Annotated in this window: 17 protein-coding genes; 7 read left to right on the plus strand and 10 right to left on the minus strand. The window is 64.4% G+C overall.

Annotated features, from left to right (window positions below; translation table 11 throughout):
- Nucleotides 1-36 precede the first annotated feature (36 nt).
- A complete protein-coding gene (locus J3B00_RS22360) occupies nucleotides 37-333 on the minus strand; it encodes a BolA family protein (protein ID WP_209872086.1) in 297 nt (98 codons plus the stop codon).
- Between the two features lie 10 nt (nucleotides 334-343).
- Nucleotides 344-865 (minus strand): DUF2059 domain-containing protein, encoded by a 522-nt coding sequence (locus J3B00_RS22365; protein WP_209872089.1) that lies wholly within the window; start codon nucleotides 863-865, stop codon nucleotides 344-346.
- A 156-nt stretch (nucleotides 866-1,021) separates the two neighbouring features.
- Here J3B00_RS22365 and J3B00_RS22370 point away from each other — a divergent pair, with 156 nt between their 5' ends.
- On the plus strand, nucleotides 1,022-2,416 hold the full coding sequence (locus tag J3B00_RS22370; RefSeq protein WP_209872093.1) for a class II fumarate hydratase: 1,395 nt from the start codon (nucleotides 1,022-1,024) through the stop codon (nucleotides 2,414-2,416).
- Between the two features lie 115 nt (nucleotides 2,417-2,531).
- Here the strand turns inward: J3B00_RS22370 and J3B00_RS22375 are convergent, their stop codons facing one another.
- Nucleotides 2,532-3,494, minus strand: coding sequence for a DMT family transporter (locus tag J3B00_RS22375; RefSeq protein WP_209872097.1), 963 nt, complete (start codon nucleotides 3,492-3,494; stop codon nucleotides 2,532-2,534).
- A gap of 273 nt (nucleotides 3,495-3,767) precedes the next feature.
- On the minus strand, nucleotides 3,768-5,261 hold the full coding sequence (gene pap / locus J3B00_RS22380) for a polyphosphate:AMP phosphotransferase (RefSeq protein WP_209872100.1): 1,494 nt from the start codon (nucleotides 5,259-5,261) through the stop codon (nucleotides 3,768-3,770).
- Between the two features lie 122 nt (nucleotides 5,262-5,383).
- On the opposite strand from pap, the gene mnmC reads away from it, so the two are divergent.
- The 5 genes from mnmC to J3B00_RS22405 all read left to right on the plus strand — a co-directional run bounded on the left by mnmC (nucleotide 5,384) and on the right by J3B00_RS22405 (nucleotide 12,750).
- On the plus strand, nucleotides 5,384-7,360 hold the full coding sequence (gene mnmC, locus J3B00_RS22385) for a bifunctional tRNA (5-methylaminomethyl-2-thiouridine)(34)-methyltransferase MnmD/FAD-dependent 5-carboxymethylaminomethyl-2-thiouridine(34) oxidoreductase MnmC (protein WP_209872103.1): 1,977 nt from the start codon (nucleotides 5,384-5,386) through the stop codon (nucleotides 7,358-7,360).
- A 228-nt stretch (nucleotides 7,361-7,588) separates the two neighbouring features.
- Nucleotides 7,589-9,376: an N-acetylglutaminylglutamine amidotransferase gene (locus tag J3B00_RS22390; RefSeq protein ID WP_209872106.1), complete on the plus strand. Its 1,788-nt coding sequence runs from the start codon at nucleotides 7,589-7,591 to the stop codon at nucleotides 9,374-9,376.
- Nucleotides 9,377-9,379: 3 nt separating this feature from the next.
- Entirely contained in the window at nucleotides 9,380-11,125 is a 1,746-nt protein-coding gene (gene ngg, locus J3B00_RS22395; protein WP_209872109.1) for an N-acetylglutaminylglutamine synthetase, read from the plus strand.
- A 145-nt stretch (nucleotides 11,126-11,270) separates the two neighbouring features.
- Entirely contained in the window at nucleotides 11,271-12,455 is a 1,185-nt protein-coding gene (locus tag J3B00_RS22400) for an osmoprotectant NAGGN system M42 family peptidase (protein ID WP_209872111.1), read from the plus strand.
- A gap of 67 nt (nucleotides 12,456-12,522) precedes the next feature.
- The gene (locus J3B00_RS22405) at nucleotides 12,523-12,750 is read left to right on the plus strand and encodes a YheU family protein (RefSeq protein ID WP_209872114.1); all 228 of its coding nucleotides are present in this window, start codon (nucleotides 12,523-12,525) and stop codon (nucleotides 12,748-12,750) included.
- Nucleotides 12,751-12,779: 29 nt separating this feature from the next.
- Here the strand turns inward: J3B00_RS22405 and csrA are convergent, their stop codons facing one another.
- The 3 genes from csrA to J3B00_RS22420 all read right to left on the minus strand — a co-directional run bounded on the left by csrA (nucleotide 12,780) and on the right by J3B00_RS22420 (nucleotide 15,256).
- The gene (gene csrA / locus J3B00_RS22410; RefSeq protein ID WP_209872117.1) at nucleotides 12,780-12,965 is read right to left on the minus strand and encodes a carbon storage regulator CsrA; all 186 of its coding nucleotides are present in this window, start codon (nucleotides 12,963-12,965) and stop codon (nucleotides 12,780-12,782) included.
- A gap of 936 nt (nucleotides 12,966-13,901) precedes the next feature.
- Nucleotides 13,902-14,234, minus strand: coding sequence for a YnfA family protein (locus J3B00_RS22415; protein ID WP_209872120.1), 333 nt, complete (start codon nucleotides 14,232-14,234; stop codon nucleotides 13,902-13,904).
- A gap of 209 nt (nucleotides 14,235-14,443) precedes the next feature.
- Nucleotides 14,444-15,256: an SDR family oxidoreductase gene (locus J3B00_RS22420; RefSeq protein WP_209872123.1), complete on the minus strand. Its 813-nt coding sequence runs from the start codon at nucleotides 15,254-15,256 to the stop codon at nucleotides 14,444-14,446.
- Nucleotides 15,257-15,477: 221 nt separating this feature from the next.
- Between J3B00_RS22420 and J3B00_RS22425 the strand changes: the two genes are divergently transcribed.
- Nucleotides 15,478-15,636 carry a DUF3309 family protein gene (locus J3B00_RS22425; RefSeq protein WP_209875087.1) on the plus strand — a complete coding sequence of 53 codons (159 nt, stop codon included), beginning with the start codon at nucleotides 15,478-15,480 and terminating at the stop codon, nucleotides 15,634-15,636.
- A gap of 17 nt (nucleotides 15,637-15,653) precedes the next feature.
- On the opposite strand, the gene J3B00_RS22430 is transcribed toward J3B00_RS22425, so the two are convergent.
- Genes J3B00_RS22430 through J3B00_RS22440 form a run of 3 tightly spaced genes read right to left on the minus strand, consistent with a single transcriptional unit; the run spans nucleotide 15,654 to nucleotide 20,648 of the window.
- A complete protein-coding gene (locus tag J3B00_RS22430) occupies nucleotides 15,654-18,851 on the minus strand; it encodes a transporter substrate-binding domain-containing protein (protein WP_209872127.1) in 3,198 nt (1,065 codons plus the stop codon).
- Between the two features lie 10 nt (nucleotides 18,852-18,861).
- Entirely contained in the window at nucleotides 18,862-19,488 is a 627-nt protein-coding gene (locus tag J3B00_RS22435; protein WP_209872130.1) for a response regulator transcription factor, read from the minus strand.
- Between the two features lie 29 nt (nucleotides 19,489-19,517).
- Entirely contained in the window at nucleotides 19,518-20,648 is a 1,131-nt protein-coding gene (locus J3B00_RS22440) for a hypothetical protein (RefSeq protein WP_245362911.1), read from the minus strand.
- Nucleotides 20,649-20,661: the final 13 nt, after the last annotated feature.

Genomic DNA, 20,661 nt, shown 5'->3' on the forward strand with positions numbered 1-20,661 from the left:
AGGTGATGCAGAGTTTACCAGAATGGCAAAGAGGAATCAGTGCCCGCCGCCAGCACACACCGGCGAGGCCGGCGCGGCGCCGACCTGGGCCCACTCTTCAGGGGTGTAGGTGTGAATCGCCAAAGCGTGAATCTGGCCCATCAGCTCGCCCATCGTCGCGTACACCTTCTGGTGACGCTTGACGCTGTTGAGGCCGGCGAACTGCTCGCTGACCATCACCGCCTTGTAGTGGCTTTCCTGGCCGCGGCTGTGCATGTGACTCTCGTTGAACACCTCAAGGTGTTGCGAGCCCAGGGGCGCCAGCTGCTGCTCGATGCGTTGCTGCATGTTCATCGGGTGCTACTCACTTCTTCGCTGGAGCGGCTTTGCCAGCGTTGGGGTCGAGTTCCTTGGTCATGTCGTCGAGCAGCTTGTTGACCACCGGCACGGCAGGCTCGAGGCTCTGCTGGGTCAGCTGGGCCGACTGCTGGGTGACCTTGGGCATCTCGCGCAGGACTTTCTTGCCCAGCGGCGACTCGTAGAACTTGACCAGGTCCTTCAGCTCGCTTTCGGTAAAGGTGGTGGTGTACAGGCTGACCATCTTCGGCTTGAGCTTGTTCCAGCCGATGGCGCCGTCGAGGGCAGCATTGGCCTTGGCCTGGTAGCTGTCGAGCACGGCTTTCTTCGAGGCCGGGGCCTTGGTCTGTTCAAACCGCTGGGCGAACATCTGCTGGACTTGCATGTAGACCGGGGTGCCCAGCTTGTCGGCGTTGGCCAGGGTCAGGAATTTCTCGGCGGCTTGAGTGTGAGCAGGGGTGGCGGCGAGTACCTGGCCGCTGGCACAGGCCAGGGCTACGGCGGCACAGAGGACACGGAGACGGGTCATTGCAAATCCTTCATGAAAAAGGGAGGCAGATACCTCAGAGTTGAGCATTCTGCGCCGCAGCGGGCGCTCGACTCAAGTGGCACGACGAGCGATGGAACCGCTCTTTCGAATCACGGCCTAAACTGCGGATTCAGACGACAAAGGAGTGAACGCAGGATGAGCCGTATCGAGACAGACAGCCTGGGACAGGTTGAAGTTCCTGAGGACGCCTACTGGGGTGCGCAGACCCAGCGTTCGCTGATCAACTTTGCCATCGGCAAAGAGCGCATGCCGCTTGCCGTGTTGCACGCCCTGGCGCTGATCAAGAAAGCCGCTGCGCGCGTCAACGACCGCAATGGCGACCTGCCGGCCGACATCGCCCGGCTGATCGAACAAGCCGCCGATGAAGTGCTCGACGGCCAGTTGGACGAGCAATTCCCGCTCGTCGTCTGGCAGACCGGCAGTGGCACCCAGAGCAACATGAACGTCAACGAAGTGATTGCCGGGCGCGGCAACGAACTGGCCGGTCAGGGCCGTGGCGGCAAGGTGCCAGTGCACCCCAACGATCACGTCAACCGCTCGCAGAGTTCCAACGACTGCTTTCCGACGGCCATGAACATAGCCGCTGCACAGGCAGTACAGGGCAAGCTGCTGCCGGCGATTGCCGAGTTGTCGTCGGGCCTGGCCGAGCTCTCGGCGCGTCATACGCACCTGGTCAAGACCGGCCGTACGCACATGATGGACGCCACGCCGATTACCTTCGGCCAGGAAGTGTCGGCCTTCGTCGCCCAGCTCGACTACGCCCAGCGGGCCATCCGCGCGACCTTGCCCGCAGTGTGCGAGCTGGCTCAGGGCGGCACGGCGGTGGGTACTGGCCTGAACGCTCCGCATGGCTTTGCCGAGGCGGTGGCGGCGGAGCTGGCGGCGTTGTCCGGGCTGCCGTTTGTCACCGCGCCGAACAAGTTTGCCGCCCTCGCCGGCCACGAGCCGCTGACCAGCCTGGCCGGCGCCTTGAAAACCCTCGCGGTGGCCTTGATGAAGATCGCCAACGACCTGCGTCTGCTCGGCTCAGGACCGCGCGGGGGGTTGGCCGAGGTGCGCTTGCCGGCCAACGAGCCGGGCAGCTCGATCATGCCGGGCAAGGTCAACCCGACCCAGTGCGAAGCGCTGTCCATGCTCGCCTGCCAGGTGCTGGGCAATGATGTGGCAATTGGCTTTGCCGCCAGCCAGGGGCATTTGCAGTTGAACGTGTTCAAGCCGGTGATCATCCACAACCTGCTGCAATCGATCGAGCTGCTGGCAGATGGCTGTCGCAACTTCCAGCAGCACTGCGTGGCCGGGATCGAGCCGGATGCCGAGCAGATGGCGGCGCACCTGGAGCGTGGGTTGATGCTGGTGACGGCGCTCAATCCGCATATTGGCTATGACAAGGCGGCAGAAATCGCCAAGAAGGCTTATAGCGAAGGGACCACCCTGCGCGAAGCGGCGTTGCAGTTGCAGTACCTGACCAACGAGCAGTTCGATGAGTGGGTGCGGCCGGAGAACATGCTGGCGCCGGGGGCCAAGGGCTGAGTTGATGGTGTTCGGGCTGGCCTCTTCGCGGGGCAAGCCCGCTCCTACAGGATTTGTGTGCGCGCCTCGGACCTGTAGGAGCGGGCTTGCCCCGCGAAGAGGCCAGCCCAGGCAATCAATGAACCTCAGCCATACGCGCCCGGCGCGCCCGCAACCCAGCCATCAGCGAAGGCCCCAGCGCTACCAGCGCCGACCCCAGCACCACTGTCACCGCCCCGACATACCCGAGCACATTGATCTGTTCGGCATGCACATAATCCGGCCAGACCCACGCCGCCACTGCCACCGCTACAAACGTCACCAACGGCGTCAGCGCCAGCGTTGCACTCACCCGCGACGCCTCCCAGTGCGCCAGCGCCTCGGCAAACGCGCCATACGCCACCAGGGTATTCAGGCAGCACGCCAGCAGCAGCCAGCCTTGCAACGGGCTCAACTGCAGCGCCTCGAGCGGGTGCACCCAAGGCGTGAGCAAGGCCGCACAGCCCAGGTAGATCACCATCATCACTTGCTGCGAGTTCCACACGGTCAGCAGCTGCTTCTGGCTCAGGGCATAGAACACCCAGATGCTGGTCGCCAGGAGGATGGTCAGCACGCCAGTGGTGTAGGCACCCAGCGAGGTCAGCAGCTCGTCCAGGCGTTGATTGAAAAACAAGCCAAAGCCCATCAGCAGCACCAGCAGGCCAACACCCTGGCCCAGGCTGAAACGCTCCTTGAAGACGAACACACTGGCCACCAGTAACAGCACCGGGCCAACCTGCACCACCAGTTGCGCGGTACCGGGACTGAGCAGCTTGAGGCCCACCAGGTACAGCACGTAGTTGCCGAGCAGGCCGCAGATGGCCACCGCCGCCAGGCCCAGGCGCTTGCGGCCGAGCCCTTTGAACGGGGGTAGACGACGGTTGGCAGACAACCAGATGAACAGCAGGCCACCGGACACCAGCAGGCGGTACCAGGTGACGGTCACCGGGTCCATCACCTGCAGGACCTGTTTCAGCTTGATTGGCAAAATGCCCCAGAGCAGCGCGGTCAACAGTGCCAACAGCAGGCCATGGACCCAGCGTCCGGAAGTGATGTGCATAGCGTCCTCGATCAGATCCCTTGGTGGGGGTAAGGGCAAGTCTAAGGGCTAGGCGGGGAAGACAGGGGGAAAATGGCGGGAAATAAATTCATTGGGTCATTCCCGCGAGGCATGGCATCCAGCAGGACCCTGTAGGAGCGGGCTTGTCCCGCGAACACCGGCGCAGCCGGTGCCATACTCCGCGGTGGCTGGACCGGCCTCTTCGCGGGGCAAGCCCGCTCCTACAGGGGACGCCACCAGCCTGGGACTGTGCGCGCGAGGCTGGCATCGTACTCACTTCTTGTGCTTGGCGAAGGCCGCCTCCAGCGCGTCGTTGATCGTGCGCAAGACCTTGACCCGCGCCCAGCGCTTGTCGTTGGCCTCGACCAGGGTCCAGGGGGCGATCTCGGTGCTGGTGCGGTCGACCATATCCCCCACCGCCTCGGTATACACATCCCACTTGTCCCGGTTGCGCCAGTCTTCCTCGGTGATCTTGTAGCGTTTGAACGGAATCTGCTCGCGCTCTTCGAAACGCTCCAGCTGGGTCTGCTGGTCGATCGCCAGCCAGAACTTGACCACCACCACACCGGCGTTGCTCAACTGCTCTTCGAAGTCGTTGATCTCGCTGTAGGCACGCATCCAGTCAGCCGGGCTGCAGAACCCCTCGACCCGTTCGACCAGCACCCGGCCATACCAGGAGCGGTCAAAGATGGTGAACTTGCCAAGCGCCGGGATATGCCGCCAGAACCGCCACAGGTAGGGCTGGGCGCGCTCCTCCTCGGTGGGCGCGGCAATCGGCACGATGCGGTACTGGCGCGGATCGAGCGCAGCTGCCACGCGACGGATTGCCCCGCCCTTGCCTGCCGCGTCATTGCCTTCGAACACCGCCACCAAGGCATGGCGGCGCATGTGCTTGTGGCGCAGCAGGCCGGCCAGGCGCGCCTGTTCGGTGACCAGTTGCTCCTGGTAGTCCTTTTTCTCGAGGCGCAGGGTCATGTCCAGCGCGCCGATCAGGTTGAGATCGTCGATGCTGCGCCCCAGCGGCGCGACGTTGCTCTTGCCCTTGCCCTTGGGTTCGACCGCCAGCGCCGCCTGCATGCCCTCGAGCAGGATGCGCCCGACCGCCAGGCTGCGGTAATACGGGTCGGAACCTTCGATCACGTGCCACGGCGCGAAGTCGCGGCTGGTGCGGCGCAGCACGCGTTCGCCAAAGCGCACGAAGCGGTCGTAGGTCTGTGACTGCTGCCAGTCCAGTGGGCTGATCCGCCAGCTGTGCAGCGGGTCGTCACGGAGTGCCTTGAGGCGGGCTTTCATCTGTTTCTTGGAAAGGTGGAACCAGAACTTGAGCACCAGCGCGCCTTCGTCACAGAGCATCTGCTCGAGGCGCTCGGCGCCCGCGATGGCCTGGTCGAGCACGGCGTCCTTGAACTGGCCATGCACCCGGCCCTGGATCATCTGGCTGTACCAATTGCCGAAAAACACCCCCATCCGCCCTTTAGGCGGCAGCGCCCGCCAGTAGCGCCAGGCCGGCGGTCGGGCCAGCTCTTCGTCGGTCTGCTGGTCGAAGGTCAGCACATCGATCAGGCGTGGGTCCATCCACTCGTTGAGCAGCTTGACCGTCTCGCCCTTGCCGGCGCCTTCGACGCCGTTGATCAGCACGATCACCGGGAAGCGCGACTGCTGCTTGAGCTCGTACTGGGCCTCGAGCAGCGCCTCGCGCAGGGCGGGCACTTCGGCCTCAAAGGTGTCCTTGTCGATGCTGTGACCGATTTCGGCGGATTCGAACATGGCTGGCTCCTTCAATGGATTTTTAAGACTAGCGGATCGAATCAGGTTTTTGCGACTGCTGTGCGGCCCCCATATGTTCGCGAATGGCTTAAAATCCCGCTTCCGCTGCATCAGAGCCGACCATGCCAGACTCCACCCTCCCCCAACACGCCCAGATCGACTGGGATGACCAGGGCCGCCCGCACTCGCGGCAGTACGACGACGTCTACTTCTCGACCAGCGAGGGCAGCCTCGAAACCCAGTATGTATTCATCGAAGGCAACCGCTTGCGCCAGCGCTTCAGCGAGCTGCCGGCGCACGGCTGCCTGGTCATCGGCGAGACCGGCTTCGGCACCGGGATGAACTTCTTCTGCGCCTGGCAGCTGTTCGCCGAGAAGGCCCCGGCAAACGCGCGGCTGCATTTCGTCAGTGTCGAAAAGTACCCGCTGAGCCGCGCCGACCTGACCCGCGCCGTGCAACTGTGGCCAGAGCTGGCGTCTTACTGGCAGCCGTTGCTGGCGCAATACGTGGCGGTCCACCCAGGCTTTCAGCAGTTCAGCTTCGACGCTGGCCGGGTCACCCTGACCCTGCTCATCGGCGACGTGCGGGAGCAACTGCCGCTGCTCGATGCGCCGATCGATGCGTGGTTTCTCGACGGTTTCGCCCCGGCGAAAAACCCCGACATGTGGACCCCTGAGCTGTTCGCACAACTGGCGCGCCTGTCGCATTCAGGGACGACGATCGGCACCTTCACCACCACCGGCTGGGTTCGCCGGGGGCTGATCGACGCCGGCTTTACCATGAAGAAGGTGCCGGGGCTGGGCAAGAAGTGGGAGGTGATGCACGGCCACTACAGTGGCCAGCCGGTTACGACAGCGGTCGCGCCCTGGTACGCCCGCCCGGCGCCGCTCGAGGGCCCGCGCCAGGCGCTGGTGATCGGCGCAGGGCTGGCCGGCAGCGCCACCGCCGCCAGCCTCGCCGCACGCGGCTGGCAGGTCAGCGTGCTGGAGCGCCATGACGCCGCCGCCCGGGAGGCCTCGGGCAACCTGCAGGGGGTGCTCTACCTCAAGTTGTCGGCGCACGGCACGGCGCTGTCGCAGATGATCCTCGCCGGCTTCGGTTACACCCGGCGCTGGCTCGAGCGCCTGCAGCGTGGTCAGGACTGGGATGCCTGCGGGGTGTTGCAACTGGCTTTCGACGCCAAGGAAGCCGAGCGCCAGGCCAAGCTTGCCGCGGCCTTCGACAGCAGTCTGCTGAGTTCATTGACCCGCGCCGAGGCGGAACAGGTTGCCGGGGTTAGCCTGACCAGTGGCGGCTTGTTCTATCCAGAGGGTGGCTGGGTGCATCCACCGGCGCTGTGCGAGGCGCAGCTGCAGCATGCGCAGATCCGCCTGCTGACCCATCAGGAGGTGATCGAGCTGCGCAAGGTCGACGGCCTGTGGCAGGCCTGGGATGGCCAGCGGTTACTGGCCAGTGCGCCGCTGGTGGTGTTGGCCGGTGCCGCCGAGGTACGCCGCTTTGCCCCCTGCGCCGATTTGCCGCTCAAGCGCATTCGCGGGCAGATCACCCACTTGCCCGCGACCGACGCCAGCCGCAGCTTGGCCACGGTGGTCTGTGCCGAGGGTTATGTGGTGCCGGTGCGCGGTGACGAGCACACGGTGGGTGCCAGCTTTGATTTCCACAGTGATGATTTGACGCCGACTGTGGCCGAGCACCAGGGCAACCTGGCCATGCTGGATGAAATTTCCACTGAGATGGCCGAGCGGCTGGAGGTGACTGGGATTGACCCTGCGTTGCTGCAGGGCCGAGCGGCGTTTCGTTGTACCAGCCCGGATTATCTGCCGATTGTCGGGCCGCTGGCGGATGGCCCGGCGTTTGCCGAGGCGTATGCCATGTTGCGCAAAGATGCCCGCCAGGTGCCTGCGGTGGACTGCCCTTGGCTGGAGGGGCTGTATGTGAATAGCGGGCATGGGTCGCGGGGGTTGATTACGGCGCCGTTGAGTGGCGAGCTGATTGCGGCCTGGGTGTGTGGCGAGCCGTTGCCGGTGCCCAGGGCGGTGGCTGAGGCGTGTCACCCGAATCGGTTTGGCTTGCGCAGTTTGATTCGCGGTAAGCCATAGAGTGCTGGGGCTGCTGCGCAGCCCTTTCGCGACACAAGGCCGCTCCCACAGGTACCGCGTCGCCCCCTGATTTCAATCAACCCTGTAGGAGCGGCGCGATTCCTGCAGACGCCTGTACGGTCAGCGCTTATAACAGATTGATCTAAAACTCTCACAAACCGCACAGGTCAGTTCCTAAGTGCCTCACTTTAGGGCACCCCTCCCCAACGGCAAAACCGGTAAGGACTTATGTGCGGATTAGCAGGAGAGTTACGCTTCACCCCGATCAACCAGGCACCACGCCCGGCGGACCTCGCCGCAGTTGAGCGGATCACCCATCATCTGGCGCCACGCGGCCCGGATGCCTGGGGCTTCCATAGCCAAGGGCCGATTGCCCTCGGCCATCGCCGGCTGAAAATCATGGACCTGTCCGATGGCTCGGCACAGCCCATGGTCGACAACAACCTCGGCCTGTCGCTGGCGTTCAACGGCGCCATCTACAACTTCCCCGAACTGCGCCAAGAGCTGCAAGACCTCGGCTACACGTTCTGGTCCGACGGCGACACCGAAGTCCTGCTCAAGGGCTACCACGCCTGGGGCGCAGCGCTGTTGCCCAAGCTCAACGGCATGTTTGCCCTGGCCATCTGGGAGCGCGACAAGCAACGGCTGTTCCTCGCCCGCGACCGCCTTGGCGTCAAGCCGCTGTACCTGTCACGCAACGGTGAGCGCCTGCGCTTCGCCTCGACGCTGCCAGCGCTGCTCAAAGGCGGTGACATCGACCCGGTCCTCGACCCGGTCGCGCTCAACCACTACCTCAACTTCCACGCTGTGGTGCCCGCGCCGCGCACGCTGCTGGCCAACGTGCAGAAGCTCGAGCCCGGCACCTGGATGCGCATCGACCGCCATGGCGAAGTCGAACGCCAGACCTGGTGGCAGCTCAAGTACGGCCCTAATGCCGACGAACAGCAGCTCGACCTGGAAGACTGGACCACCCGTGTACTGGACGCCACCCGTGACGCCGTGGCGATCCGCCAACGTGCCGCCGTCGACGTCGGCGTGCTGCTGTCGGGCGGTGTCGACTCGAGCCTGCTGGTCGGCCTGCTGCGCGACGTCGGCGTAGACGACCTGTCGACTTTCTCGATCGGCTTCCAGGATGCCGGCGGCGAGCGCGGTGACGAGTTCCAGTACTCCGACCTGATCGCCCGTCACTACGGTACTCGCCATCACCAGTTGCGGATCGACGAACACGAAATCATCGATCAGCTGCCAGCGGCGTTCCGCGCCATGAGCGAGCCGATGGTCAGCCACGACTGCATTGCCTTCTACCTGCTCTCGCGGGAAGTCGCCAAGCATTGCAAGGGCGTGCAGAGCGGTCAGGGCGCCGACGAACTGTTTGCCGGTTATCACTGGTACCCGCAGGTGGACGGCGCTGCCGACCCGTTCGCGGCCTACCGCGACGCGTTCTTCGACCGCAGCCACGCCGAGTACCGCGACACCGTCCAGGCCCCGTGGCTGCTGGACAACGACGCCGCCGGTGATTTCGTCCGCGAGCACTTCGCCCGCCCGGGCGCGACGGATGCGGTCGACAAGGCGCTGCGCCTGGACAGCACGGTGATGCTGGTCGACGACCCGGTCAAACGGGTCGACAACATGACCATGGCCTGGGGCCTGGAAGCGCGTACGCCGTTTCTCGATTACCGCCTGGCCGAGCTGTCGGCGCGGATCCCGGCGCGCTTCAAGCTGCCCGACGGCGGCAAGCAAGTGCTCAAGTCGGCGGCGCGACGGGTCATTCCGCACGAGGTGATCGACCGCAAGAAGGGCTACTTCCCGGTCCCCGGCCTCAAGCACCTGGAAGGCGCAACCCTGGGCTGGGTCCGCGACTTGCTGACCGATCCCAGCCAGGACCGCGGCCTGTTCAATCCGGCCATGATCGACAAGCTGCTGAGCAACCCTCACGGTCAACTGACGCCATTGCGCGGCTCCAAGCTGTGGCAGTTGGCAGCGCTGAACCTGTGGCTCAGCGAACAAGGAATCTGATCGATGAAAGCCCATGAAATAGCCTATGGCCAGCGCTTGTTGCGCGGCCAGGCGCCCTCCTACGAGCGCCTGCAGGCGCGCCTGGCCGGTGATGGCAGCGAGCCCCACGACCAGCCGCGCGCAGTGCACTGCGGCTGGGGCCGGCTGCTGATCGGGCATACCTACCCGGACCCGGCCGAACTGGCCGGCGCGCTGCTCGAGGAAGCCTCCGGCGAGCGCGACATCGCCCTCTACGTGGCGGCGCCCCAGCAAGTGCTGGCGCAGGCGCCGCAGCAGTTGTTTCTCGACCCGTCCGACACCCTGCGCCTGTGGTTCACCGACTACCGCCCGGCGCAGCGGGTGTTTCGCGGTTTTCGCATTCGTCGGGCGCAGTCCGAGGCCGACTGGCAGGCGATCAATACCCTGTACCAGACGCGCGGCATGCTGCCGATCAATGCCGACCTGCTGACCCCGCGCCACCAGGGCGGGCCGGTGTACTGGCTGGCGGAAGACGAAGACACCGGCGCGGTGATCGGCAGCGTGATGGGCCTGAACCACAGCAAAGCCTTCGATGACCCGGAGCACGGTTGCAGCCTCTGGTGCCTGGCGGTCGATCCGCAGTGCAGCCGGCCGGGGGTCGGCGAGGTGCTGGTGCGCCACCTGGTCGAGCACTTCATGAGCCGCGAACTGGCCTACCTGGACCTGTCGGTGATGCACGACAACCGCCAGGCCAAACGCCTGTACCAGAAGCTCGGCTTTCGCAACCTGCCGACCTTTGCAGTCAAGCGCAAGAATGGCATCAACCAGCCGCTGTTCCTCGGCCCGGGCCCTGCTGCAGCGCTCAACCCGTACGCCCGGATTATCGTCGACGAGGCCCACCGCCGCGGCATCGATGTGCAGGTCGACGACGCCGAGGCGGGTCTGTTCACGCTCAGCCTGGGTGGCCGCCGGGTACGTTGCCGCGAGTCGCTCAGCGACTTGACCAGCGCGGTGAGCATGACCCTGTGCCAGGACAAGCGCCTGACCCAGCACGCACTTGAGGCCGCCGGCTTGTGCGTGCCGGTGCAGCAGTTGGCCGGCAATGCCGACGATAACCTGGCGTTTCTCGAAGAACACGGCGCCGTGGTGGTCAAGCCGGTCGACGGCGAACAGGGCCAAGGCGTGGCGGTCAATCTGACCACGCTCGACGAGGTGAGCCAGGCGATCGAGCACGCTCGCGGCTTCGACAGCCGGGTGTTGCTGGAGAGCTTCCACCCCGGCCACGACCTGCGCATCGTGGTCATCGGCCATGAGGTGGTGGCGGCGGCGATTCGTCACCCGGCCCAGGTGATCGGCGATGGCAAGCACAGCGTCAAGGCGCTGATCGAGGCGCAGAGCCGACGCCGCCAGGCTGCTACCGACGGCGAGAGCCGCATCCCGATGGATGAAGAAACCGAGCGCACCTTGCGCGCCGCGGGCCTGCATTACGACGACGTGCTGCCGGCCGGCCAACGCTTGGCCGTGCGCCGTGCCGCCAACCTGCATACCGGCGGCACCCTGGAAGATGTCACCGAGCGCTTGCACCCGGTGCTGGCCGACGCTGCCGTGCGCGCCGCGCGGGCGCTGGATATTCCGGTGGTCGGCCTCGACCTGATGGTCGCCGATGCCGGGCAGCCGGACTACGTGATTATCGAGGCCAACGAGCGTGTTGGCCTGGCCAACCATGAACCGCAACCTACTGCCGAACGTTTTGTCGACCTGCTGTTTCCGCACAGCCGGCCACCGGCCTGATTAATGCGTTGACGCCACTGGCCTCTTCGCGGGGCAAGCCCGCTCCTACAGGATTTGCGTGGCACACAGATTGTGTGATCGACACAGACCCTGTAGGAGCGGGCTCGCCCCGCGAAGAGGCCGCTAGCCTCACCGAGGAGTGCCCATGTCCAAACACCTTCCCGAACCCGACCTCGACTACCTCAAACGCGTGCTGCTGGAGATGCTCGCCATCCCCAGCCCCACCGGCTTTACCGACACCATCGTGCGCTACGTGGCTGAACGCCTGGACGAGCTCGGCATCCCCTTCGAGCTGACCCGCCGCGGCACCATCCGCGCCACCCTCAAGGGCCGCCAGAGTTCCCCCGACCGCGCCGTCTCGGCCCACCTCGACACCATTGGTGCCAGCGTGCGCCAACTGCAGGACAACGGCCGCCTGGCCCTGGCACCGGTCGGCTGCTGGTCGAGCCGCTTCGCCGAGGGCAGCCGGGTCAGTGTCTTCACCGATACCGGCGTCTTGCGCGGCAGCGTGCTGCCGTTGATGGCCAGCGGGCATGCCTTCAATACCGCCATCGACCAGATGCCCGTCAGCTGGGACCACGTCGAGGTCCGCGTCGACGCCTACTGCACAACCCGCGCCGACTGTGAGGCGCTGGGCATCTCGATTGGCGATTTCGTCGCGTTCGACCCGCTGCCAGAATTTACCGACAGCGGCCATATCAGCGCCCGCCACCTGGACGACAAGGCCGGTGTCGCGGCCCTGCTCGCCGCGCTCAAGGCGGTGGTGGAAAGCGGCCAGCAACCGCTGATCGACTGCCACCCGCTGTTCACCATCACCGAAGAGACCGGCTCCGGTGCCGCAGGTGCCCTGCCCTGGGATGTCAGTGAATTCGTCGGCATCGATATCGCCCCGGTAGCGCCGGGCCAAGCCTCCAGTGAACACGCAGTCAGCGTGGCCATGCAGGACTCCTCGGGGCCTTACGACTACCACTTGTCGCGCCACCTGCTGAAGCTTGCCGACGAGCAGGATCTGCCGGTGCGCCGCGACCTGTTCCGCTATTACTTCAGCGACGCCCACTCGGCGGTGACGGCGGGCCACGATATCCGTACCGCGCTGGTCGCCTTTGGCTGCGACGCCACCCACGGCTACGAGCGCACCCATATCGACAGCCTGGCAACGCTCAGCCGTTTGCTTTCGGGGTACCTGCTCAGCCCACCGGTGTTCGCCAGCGACTCCAACCCGGCCAATAGCTCGCTCGAGCGTTTCAGCCATCAGCTGGAGCACGATGCGCAGATGGAGAGCGACACCCGCGTGCCGGCGGTGGACAGCCTGGTCGGCAACAAGAACTGATGGCTGCGCGCAGAGGGCACGATTGGCGTAGCATGGCGGCACTGATGACTACCGACCGACTCTGCGCATGCTGATCCCCTACGACCAACTCGAAGCTGAAACCCTGACCCGCCTGATCGAGGACTTCGTCACCCGTGAAGGCACTGACAACGGCGACGACACTCCGCTGGAGACCCGCGTCCTGCGGGTCCGCCAGGCGTTGGCCAAAGGCCAGGCGTTCATCTTGTTCGACCTGGACAGCCAGCAGTGTCAGCTGCTGGCCAAGCATGAGGTGCCGCGCGAGTTGCTCGACTGACGATCCCTGGGGCTGCCGTGCAGCCCCTTTCAGCGTTGGCGCTCGCGCTCCTCGCGTGCCTTGATCCTTCTGTAGACTTCTGAGCGATGCACCGGTATCTCGCGCGGTGCCGTGACGCCGAAGCGCACCATCCCACCGGTCACGGCGACCACTTCAATCTGTATATCGTCGCCTATGGTGATGACTTCCCCGACTTCGCGTGCAATGACCAGCATGATCCGTTCCTCCAAACCAAGGGAAAAACGGAGCGTGCCCGGGGTATATCGGGCTACACAACGTTGCGCGAACGAAATAGACGCATCCTACGCCGGTGGGTAAAACGCCCTACAGACTGAACTTTTTTCAGGTTTTCTCGGATTGTTGGCTTGGCTTGGGGATTGTGGGCTTATCCATTTGATGTAGTGGCACTACTGGCCCCTTCCGCCCTTACGGCGGGTCACTTTTTTTCTTGGAAAAAAGTAACCAAAAACCGCCTGCTCCTGCATCCGGCCCTGCGCTGCGCTCCGGGTCCCCTCGCTCCGGTCTCCTGACGTCGCGAAGTTACGGGCGGCGCCTGGGCTGGCGTTGTCTTCGATAGTGGCATGGGTGGTGGATATTCGGGCCTCTTCGCGGGACAAGCCCGCTCCTACAGGGATTACGCACATTTTGAATTCGGCGCAATCCCTGTAGGAGCGGGCTTGTCCCGCGAAGAGGCCGGGACTGCCAATGCAAATCGCAGGGCGCAGCCCTGCCATGCCACCCCACAAATCCGCTCGTAAATAAACAAAGCGAGAGCGCAGCGATTCGCCTGCCGTTGCCCTGGCTGTTGATCTTGATCTTGCTCTTGATCTACCAGCGACTTCAGGAGGCCGAGCGCAGGTCTTGCGTAGGGAGGTGGAGACCATGGATGGCCGGAAAGCGCTGAGGCCCAGGATGGGCCGTACAGCGCGGTCCTCCCGGAGCAAGACCGGAGCGAGGGAACCCCGAAGCGCAGCGTAGGGGCCGTATGATGGAGCCGAGACCTTTTTGGTTACTTTTTGGGGCGTTTGCCAAAAAGTGACCCGCCGTAAGCGCGGAAGGGGCCAGAAAACCCACCACATCAAATGGATAAGCCCACGCCCCCAAGCCCGAGCCCAAGCCCCACCCCCCCAACAATCCGCAAACACCCTTCTTCAACCTTGTTGCAAGCGCGGCCCAAACACAATGATGCTAGCCCCAACCACACACAGCAGCGCGCCAAGCCAGTCGCTACCCAGCGGTCGAACCCGCTCGACAAACGCCAGCCAGAGCAGCGAGGAAACGATGTAGATACCGCCATAAGCCGCATAGGCGCGCCCAGCGTAGGCAGCCTCGACCCGCGTGAGAATCAGGCCGAACACGGTCAGGCTGAGCAGTGCCGGGATAATCCACCAAGCGCTTTTACCCAAGCGTAGCCAGAGGTAGAACGCGTAGCAGCCGCCGATTTCAAACAGAGCGGCGAGGAAAAACCACAAGTAATTGATCACGCCGATGCATCCAGCCAGAAAAGGGCGGTCAGGATAGCGTATTGGCCTGAGGAGTTTGGTTTCTGTCTGACACCGCCGGGGCCGCTGCGCGCCCCTTTCGCGACACAAGGCCGCTCCCACAGATTGGACCGCGCAACACGGTCAATTGTGGGAGCGGGCGCGCAGCGGCCCCAGCATTCTTAATGCCTACAACAAACCTACAGACACCCCTAGCTACCAGACCGCCCCTTGGCACGCATCTTCACCGCCATCCCGGCCATCTCGTCATACAGCAACTGCGGCGCCTCGCACTTGAGCTTCCAGGCCTCCCGCCCCGCCTCATGCGGCAAGATCAGAAACTCCCCAGCGGCTATCCGCTCATGCAGGTAATCGGCAATTTCCGCAGCACTGATCGGCGAGCCTTCCAGCAACTTGCCAACCTGCGCCTTCATCAAAGGGTTCGGACCGCGGAACGAGTCCAGCAGGTTGGTCTGGAAAAACGACGGACACACCACATGCACCGCCACCCCCACCTGGCGCAACTCCACCAGCAGGCTTTCGGACAGCGCCAGCACACCCGCCTTGGCCACGTTGTAGTTACTCATCCCCGGACCCTGCATCAACGCCGCCATCGAGGCGATGTTGACGATGCGCCCCTGGCTACGCTCCAGCAGCGGCAAAAACGCCTTGCAGCCCTTGACCACGCCCATCAGGTTGACCGCGATCTGCCAGTCCCAGTCTTCCAGCGACAACTCGGCAAAGAACCCGCCAGAGGCAACCCCGGCATTGTTGACGATCATGTCGACGCCGCCGAACCTCTCCTCGCACGCCTGGGCCAGGGCGATCAGCTGGCTGTAGTCGCGCACGTCGCAACGCTGGACAAAGCCCTCACCGCCGCTGGCGCGGACCAGATCGAGGGTTTCGCGCAGGCCGGCTTCATTGACGTCGGCCAGGGCCAGGCGCCAGCCCTCACGCGCCCAACGCAGGGCAATCTCGCGGCCGAGGCCGGAACCGGCGCCGGTGATCATCATTCGGTCATGCATGGTGCGGGCCTTGTGCTGTGGGCAATGGCGCGAGTCTAGCCAAGGCACACGCGGCGCTGGAGTGGTATCAGGGTGCTGAATGGGCCGACATGAGATTTGAGCGGCTTACAGACGGCGTAAACTGACTCCATCAAACGATTGAATCTTTGCCAAACAGCAGCGGTCGGATTTGTAAGTGGCCGGCATTCACAGGCCCCTTCCCCTAGAACAACGCAAGGATTCTGCCCATGACCACGATCCTCATCATCATCCTGATCCTGCTGTTGGTTGGTGGCTTACCGGTGTTCCCACACTCGCGCAGCTGGGGCTACGGCCCGTCCGGCATCATCGGCGTGGTGCTGGTGATCCTCCTGGTGCTATTGCTACTCGGCATGATATGACCCATCGCTGATCTTATTCAGTGAGATTGTGCAGTAACGCCACGAGCGGCCTGGTTATCCAGATGCCGCTCGAGGCGTTGCATGGCATCGCGCACTGCCGCCACATCCTGTTGTAACTGCTCCGCTATTAGCGGCGTGCGCGTAATTGTGCGCTCCAAGCGCTCGCAGGCGGCGATCAAGGGCGCTGCACGGGCGATCTTCGCCCCGCCTTTGACGCGATGAGCAAGCTCAGCCAAGCCCTGCGCATCAGTATCACCCAGGCGTTCCAGGCAGTGCAGGTCTGCGCGGTTGCTGCTGCGCAAGTCACTCAGCAGGGCATTGAGTGCGGCACTGTCCTTGCCGACCAATTGCTGCAAGTGGGCGATGTCTAGTAGCGGCGCCTCCTCAGAAGGCTGCACGCCAGCCGTCTGGCAACTCGCCAGGGCCTGCACCAGGCTGTCCAGACCCAATGGCTTGAACAGACAATCGTCCATGCCAGCAGTGCGGCAGCGGTGGCGCTCCTCTTCCTGGGCATTGGCCGTCAGGCCGATCAGGCGACACGCCGAACGCGCACTGCGGCGCTCGTGCAGGCGAATCGCCCGCGCCAGGGCATGACCGTTCAGCCGCGGCATGTGGCAGTCGCTGATCACCACGTCGAAATGCTCCTTGAGCCACAACCGCAGCGCTTGCGCGCCGTCTTCGGCCACCCGCGCCTGGTGCCCCAGGTAATCCAGCTGCTGGGCCAGCAGCAGGCGGTTGGCCGGGTAGTCATCGACCACCAGCACCCGCAGGCGCGGCCCGCCCTCCTTGACCACGACCGCGGCCAAGGCAGGCACGGGCTCTTGTGCAGGCAACAGCGGCAGGTTCAGACGGATATCCACTTCGGTGCCCACGCCAAGCACGCTACGCAAGAACAGGCGCCCGCCCATCATTTCGCACAGGCTGCGGCTGATACCCAGGCCCAGCCCTGCGCTGCAGCGCGGCGACTGCCGCTGGTTACTGGCCTGGCGAAACGGCTGGCCGAGCTCGGCCAGCTCGGCCTGAGCGATACCTACCCCGCTGTCCTTGACCTGCAGCTCGACCGCCAGGCAGTCGCCCTTGGCCAAGGCTCGCACGCTCACCTCGACCTGCCCTTGGCGAGTGAACTTGATCGCATTACTGACCAGGTTGGCCAGGACCTGTTTGAAGCGCAGCGGGTCGAGCATCACCTCGGCATCCACCGGCCCCTGTAGCTGCAGGCGCAATTCAAGGCCCTTGCCGCGGGCCTGCTGCTCGAACAACTGCAGTACCCGCGCCACCTGCTCGCGCAGCCGGACCCGCTGCGGTGCCAGTTGCAGGTGGCCGCTTTCAATACGCGTGACGTCGAGGATGTCTCCGATCAACTCGAGCAGACCGCGCGCCGCGTCGGTGGCCACTTCAATGGCCAGGCGGTCGAGGACGCCCTGCTCGGCCTTGCACTGGGCCAGTTCGAGCATGCCCAGCACGGCGTGCAATGGCGTGCGAATTTCATGACTCATGGTGGTCAGAAAACGTGTTTTAGCGTGGTTGGCGGCATCGGCTTCGTGCATGGCCGCACGCAGTTGGACCTGCAAACGGCGCAGGTAGCGGATCCAGACAAGCGCCAGGAGCAACAGCGCAGACGCAGCAGCAAAGCCCATCAATACTTTGTTGCGGTGCTCCGCCCAGGCTCCGTCGGCGACGATCATGGGGTTGCGCCAGCGCCGCACCAACACCTCGGTTTCGCGCGGGGTGAGGCTGAGCAAGGCTTTGTTGAGGATGCCCTGCAGCTCGATCTCGCCACGGGCGCTGGCCAAGGCAAAGTGCGCGGGCGGCATGGCCAGGCTGGCACTGATGCGCAAGCGTCCGGGGTACCACCGGGCAATCAGCGGGCGGGCGTCATCGAGGGTCAGCACTGCCGCCGCTGCCTGACCGCGGGCAACCGCCTGCAGGGCCTGCACCGGCCCTGGTACTTCCAGCACCTGGATCTGCGGGTGGGCCGGCAGTAGCGACTCCTGCACCGCGCTGCCCCACACCAGCGCCAGTCGCTGGCCGGCCAACTGGGCAAGGCTGACGGCTGCCTGCGGCTCATCCCGGGTCACCAGCACGCGTGAGGCGCTGAGGTACGCCCGACTGAATCCCAGATGACGCTCGAGGGCCTGACTGCGCGGTACCCCGGCAATCAATTGAGCCTTACCCTTGCGCAGTTGCTCGAGCATGCGTTTTAGGCTGCCACCGGCCTGGACGTCGAAGTGCAAACCCGTGCGGCGGCTGATCAGTTGCAGCACATCGAGGCTCAAGCCGCGCAGCGCTGCCTTGCCATCGCGAAAGCTCAACGGCAGCAATTGTTCATCGACCAGTACCTTGATCGTCGGGTTCTGGTCCAGCCAGCGCTGTTCGGCGTCGCTCAGCTGGACGTGCACCGGCGGGTACGCCGCGCCGGCCATCGCCCCCCAGCGTTCGCGAATACGTGCGTGCTGTTCAGGCGTGAGGCGGGCCAAGGCGGCATCCACCAGGCGCGGTAACGGCGAGCCGTTAGCTACCGAGGCAAAGCCGATGTCCTCATCCGGCAGCTGCGCCTTGCCCAGCACCTCGACCCCGGCCAGCGGATTGCGCCCCAACATATAGCGCCCGCTCAGCTCGTTGCCGAGGTAGCCGTCAGCCTGGCCCAGGCCAACCGCGGCCAACGCACTGAGGGGGCCGGGATGCACCTGGACCTCGGCCTGGGGATAGCCGGCCTTGATCTGCGCGAGCGTGCGGTAGCCTTCAACCATGGCCATGACGAAGCGCTGCCCGCGCGCCTCGTCGACCCGCGCCAGCAGCACCGGCCGGTCATCGGCGTACGGCCGCGACAGGCGCAGCCCGGCCGTCGCGGCCTGGCCCGTGCTGACCGCGCCGAGCAGGTCGATCTGGCCGGCACGCAAGGCGGCCACGGCGGCGTCGAACGTGGCAAACACGTGCACGCTCATTTCAAGGTTCAACTGCTCGGCAAGCAGTCCGGCATAATCGGCCGTGATGCCTTCATAGGCCTGCCCGGTACCGAGGATATCCAGCGGCGGGTACTCCCGGTCGAGCACCCCCAGGCGCATTTGCCGATGCTGCCAGAGCCAGCGCAGCTCGGCACTGTCGGGCTCGCTGCGCAGCTCGTCGAGCGTGGCCCGGGGATACAGCACTGGCGCGGCCGACGCAGGCGCTGTCGCCAAGGCACAGGCCAACGCCCAGAGAACCGCCGCGCGCATCAACGGCCGGTCAGAGCAGTTGATTGCGGCGGGCGAAGTCGGCGAGGTCGATCAATGAGTTGACCCTGAGTTTTTCCAGCAGCCTGGCTTTGTAGGTGCTGATGGTCTTGTTGCTCAGTAACATGCTCTCGCCAATGGCCTTGTTGCTCAGGCCGCGGGCCAATTGCTGGAGCACCATCAGTTCGCGGTCGGTAAGGCTGGCAATGCATTGCAGCTCGGTGGCGCGCAGGTCCTGGTGATGCACCGAGCTCAGCGCCACCTCCGGGAAATAGGTGTAGCCCGACATGACCGCGCGCACGGCCTTGTTCAGCTCGCACAAGTCGTCGGTCTTCGACACGAACCCGGACGCACCGGCCTGCATGCAGCGCAACGAATACGCCTCGGCCAGCTGCGAAGTCAGCACCAGGGTCTTGGCCGGGTAGCCCAGCCCACGAATCCTGGCGATCACGTCCAGGCCATCGAGGCCGGGCATGGTGATGTCGAGGATCACCAGGTCCGGCCGATACTCGCGGATCAAGCGTATCGCGTCGATACCGTTGTCGGCCTGGCCGACCACTTCCAGCGGCTCCTGGCGTAGCAACATGCAGACGGTCGCACGAATGAAGGGGTGGTCATCGACCACGAGTACGGTGTACATGGGCGTCCTCCCTGGTGCTGCGGGGCGGGCTAGATTTCGGCATCGAACACCAGCGTGGCTTGACCGCTATAGGTAGTACCGGCGTTGGGCAGCATGCTGCGCACATCGTCCTGGGCGACTTCGAAATGCATCTGCCCCGGGCGGTTGACGGTCGGTTGCACCGCATCGAACTGCAGCGCCTGGACACGCCCGCTAGGCAGCGCGAGACGCTGTACCGGCCGGCCTCGGTACAAGATGCCTGCAGGCAAACTCACGGACAGCAGAACCGGGACCTGATCGCCCTTGTCGTTTTTAATCCCACAGCGGGTGTCAATGTCGTACTGGCACACCTTGTAGACCCTGAACGGGCCGGATGAAGACAGCTTGAAGGGCAAGTCGCGGTACAGCCGTTCAGGCACATGCCCTCGGGAGAGCCAGCCTTGCCAGCCGTTGCGCGGTTCCAGCACGGCGCGGTCGGTCCCCGGCGGAAACTCGAAGTAGAACGCATGCTGAACATCGAGCACGAAGTTGATCGTCACGCTGTTGTCGTTAAGCGCGCTGACACCATCGCCGAAGTCGAAATCGCGACCTGGGCCGATGCTGTAAGTGACGCTGCCCCGGTAGATGCCGGTTTTCATGCGAAAAGGTGCAGGCATGTTCAGGTTATACGACACGCCCATGTTAGTAACGCTGACCTCTGCGCGGTCACCTGGCTTGACTCTGGGGTTTCTTGAGTGGCATCCGCCCGGAGCTCTGGGATTGGTGACGTCCCAGAGAAAAAACACGTACGGTGGATTGCCGATGATCCCTGCCTTTGTGCAGCCGCCCTCGATAACAGCATTGTAAACCGGGCTTAAGTACCATTCTGGGCCTTGGGTTTTCTGGCTGACGCCGGTGAATTCGAACGACAGCGTATGGGGCTCACCGGTCTTTTCGTGAAAGACGTCAACCTGACGAATGCCAGGTAGCTGAATGTAGAACCGCTGCCGAGGGCCCTCTTCGACCGCTGTCTTGGAGTAGGTAATGGGCAAGTCGACCACATCATGGCTTGTACAGCGATAGGCAAATCGCTGACAGAACAGCGCAGGCGGCGTGGTATTTTCGAATTTGCCGGAGACATGTCCCAGATACTGCGCAGACACCGTGGTCTCAAGTGCCTGGACAGTAGCGGCCATCTGCATCAGCAAGGCCAGC

Origin of the sequence: Pseudomonas sp. BP8 (assembly GCF_017875955.1) — a bacterium.
Lineage (GTDB): Bacteria > Pseudomonadota > Gammaproteobacteria > Pseudomonadales > Pseudomonadaceae > Aquipseudomonas.

Bases quoted from the DNA above. Each gene is read 5' to 3' on its own strand.
- J3B00_RS22360 (WP_209872086.1), bottom strand. From the start codon at position 333: ATGAACATGCAGCAACGCATCGAGCAGCAGCTGGCGCCCCTGGGCTCG.
- J3B00_RS22365 (WP_209872089.1), bottom strand. From the start codon at position 865: ATGACCCGTCTCCGTGTCCTCTGTGCCGCCGTAGCCCTGGCCTGTGCC.
- J3B00_RS22370 (WP_209872093.1), top strand. From the start codon at position 1,022: ATGAGCCGTATCGAGACAGACAGCCTGGGACAGGTTGAAGTTCCTGAG.
- J3B00_RS22375 (WP_209872097.1), bottom strand. From the start codon at position 3,494: ATGCACATCACTTCCGGACGCTGGGTCCATGGCCTGCTGTTGGCACTG.
- pap (WP_209872100.1), bottom strand. From the start codon at position 5,261: ATGTTCGAATCCGCCGAAATCGGTCACAGCATCGACAAGGACACCTTT.
- mnmC (WP_209872103.1), top strand. From the start codon at position 5,384: ATGCCAGACTCCACCCTCCCCCAACACGCCCAGATCGACTGGGATGAC.
- J3B00_RS22390 (WP_209872106.1), top strand. From the start codon at position 7,589: ATGTGCGGATTAGCAGGAGAGTTACGCTTCACCCCGATCAACCAGGCA.
- ngg (WP_209872109.1), top strand. From the start codon at position 9,380: ATGAAAGCCCATGAAATAGCCTATGGCCAGCGCTTGTTGCGCGGCCAG.
- J3B00_RS22400 (WP_209872111.1), top strand. From the start codon at position 11,271: ATGTCCAAACACCTTCCCGAACCCGACCTCGACTACCTCAAACGCGTG.
- J3B00_RS22405 (WP_209872114.1), top strand. From the start codon at position 12,523: ATGCTGATCCCCTACGACCAACTCGAAGCTGAAACCCTGACCCGCCTG.
- csrA (WP_209872117.1), bottom strand. From the start codon at position 12,965: ATGCTGGTCATTGCACGCGAAGTCGGGGAAGTCATCACCATAGGCGAC.
- J3B00_RS22420 (WP_209872123.1), bottom strand. From the start codon at position 15,256: ATGCATGACCGAATGATGATCACCGGCGCCGGTTCCGGCCTCGGCCGC.
- J3B00_RS22430 (WP_209872127.1), bottom strand. From the start codon at position 18,851: ATGCGCGCGGCGGTTCTCTGGGCGTTGGCCTGTGCCTTGGCGACAGCG.
- J3B00_RS22435 (WP_209872130.1), bottom strand. From the start codon at position 19,488: ATGTACACCGTACTCGTGGTCGATGACCACCCCTTCATTCGTGCGACC.
- J3B00_RS22440 (WP_245362911.1), bottom strand. From the start codon at position 20,648: ATGCAGATGGCCGCTACTGTCCAGGCACTTGAGACCACGGTGTCTGCG.